Source organism: Paenibacillus xylanivorans (assembly GCF_001280595.1).
GTDB classification, from domain to species: Bacteria; Bacillota; Bacilli; order Paenibacillales; family Paenibacillaceae; genus Paenibacillus; species Paenibacillus xylanivorans.
The window spans coordinates 206,437-207,930 of sequence record NZ_LITU01000083.1; the positions used below are offsets into that span (position 1 = coordinate 206,437).

The window sequence follows — 1,494 nt, forward strand, 5'->3', positions numbered from 1 at the left end:
CTAACAACAAAAGTATATCAATCAGCCTGCTTGCAGAGCTGGAAAAGAAAAGCAAAGCAGAAAAACAGGTCGAACTGGCGAACTAGCAGAAGGTTTACAACCAGATGGACCAGGATCGAACGGCGATGTACGATTGGAGGCAGCAAGCCAAACAGGTGATGGAACAAGGGGGGCAAGCAGGCAAGTCATCAGAGGAAATCCATGCGATGATGCCAACTCCTCCAGTGCTGAGCAGTCAAGGCTCCTCCCAACCGGTCGGATCGAGCGGAAATCCAGGGATGATCCAGCAGTTCGTGGAAGCTGGCTATGCTAGCCAAGCATGGGTTAAATAAGGCAGCGGACAAGCTGGTGAACAGTAAGAACAGTTCGGCGCTCGGAGATACGTGGGCAGCCTGGAAGCAGCAGGTTCAACATGATCCGGCGGCAGCTAGCGGTAAGACTGGACCGAAGACTGCTAAATCCAAGCCTTCCAGAGGGACGTTGGGCGGTCCTGGTAAGAATCGGCCTTTCGATGAGTTTGATGACTCGCGTCTATATGATGAGGCTAGTAAGGGACGGACAAGCCCAGCTACTGAGGGAACTGGTAAAAATGTATTCACTTATGCCGCTGATTTCGAGGATCATATAATTAACGTGCAGGGTATTGTGAGAAAGAAAAATAAAGGAGTTGTTGGGGGGCATAATAGGGAAAACTTCGAAAAGGCATTTACTGATGAAGGATGGAATCTTGAAGATTGTATAATTTATGAAAGAAAGCACCCTTACATTGATGGAATTACAGAGATGAAATATGGAATTCCGGCTTTAGATAGAGAAGGGAATATTATTGTGGGTGAGTTGAAGAGCATTCCAAAACCGAAAACCGTATATGATCCCCAAAAGATATCGGATGCAGATATTATCAAGTGGGGGAAAGAGGCTATGGAAAATGGTGAAATGGATGGACGTGTAGTTAGAGGAAGTGCATCTAATGGTTTAGAGTTTGAGGGATATATAGATGAAACGACAGGAGAAATAACGAATGTATTTCCTATAGTTCCAAGAAATGAGTAGAGGTGAAAATGATGGGACACGAAATGGACTATGATAATGAAAAAAATAGAAAAATGGTATTGAGTTATTATAAAGTGCTAGGGGATGATAGATTTTTAACGATTTTAGACAGTTACTCTAAAGCAGAGGGATATGGAGTGGAAGCAGTGTGGTGTGTATTTGCTCATGAATTCAAATCATGGGAGGAAGATTACTTCGGTGATACGGGGGTTATATATTTTTTTGATTATCCTATTGTGCCAGAAGAAGAATCTGTTATTTTAGATAATGAAGTTTTTATTAAGTATTTGAAAGAAGCCTCCGCCGAGTATCTTACTCGTCACCCTGATCAGCTTGCTACTGTAGAGGATTATATAATAAGGATTGAAAAAGAATTTGTTTCAAACTAAGATGAAATAGATAGAGTAGTATGATTATATATTTTTGTTTCTATAGCTGAAT

Annotated in this window: 3 protein-coding genes; all 3 read left to right on the forward strand. The window is 41.9% G+C overall.

The features are described 5' to 3' along the window. The first annotated feature begins 104 nt into the window (after nucleotides 1-104). From AMS66_RS32575 to cdiI, 3 genes are read left to right on the forward strand one after another with little or no spacing between them, the layout of a single operon-like run. Entirely contained in the window at nucleotides 105-332 is a 228-nt protein-coding gene (locus tag AMS66_RS32575; protein ID WP_053784341.1) for a hypothetical protein, read from the forward strand. Then, the gene (locus tag AMS66_RS30510) at nucleotides 307-1,053 is read left to right on the forward strand and encodes a CdiA family toxin C-terminal domain-containing protein (protein WP_082350961.1); all 747 of its coding nucleotides are present in this window, start codon (nucleotides 307-309) and stop codon (nucleotides 1,051-1,053) included. Before AMS66_RS32575 ends, AMS66_RS30510 begins: the two co-directional genes overlap by 26 nt. 8 nt (nucleotides 1,054-1,061) lie before the next feature. Further along, entirely contained in the window at nucleotides 1,062-1,442 is a 381-nt protein-coding gene (cdiI, locus tag AMS66_RS30515) for a ribonuclease toxin immunity protein CdiI (RefSeq protein ID WP_236703707.1), read from the forward strand. The last annotated feature ends 52 nt before the right edge of the window (nucleotides 1,443-1,494 follow it).

Excerpts from the sequence above, each read along its gene's own strand:
- AMS66_RS30510 (WP_082350961.1), top strand. The coding sequence starts at position 307 with ATGCTAGCCAAGCATGGGTTAAATAAGGCAGCGGACAAGCTGGTGAAC.
- cdiI (WP_236703707.1), top strand. The coding sequence starts at position 1,062 with ATGATGGGACACGAAATGGACTATGATAATGAAAAAAATAGAAAAATG.
- AMS66_RS32575 (WP_053784341.1), top strand. The coding sequence starts at position 105 with ATGGACCAGGATCGAACGGCGATGTACGATTGGAGGCAGCAAGCCAAA.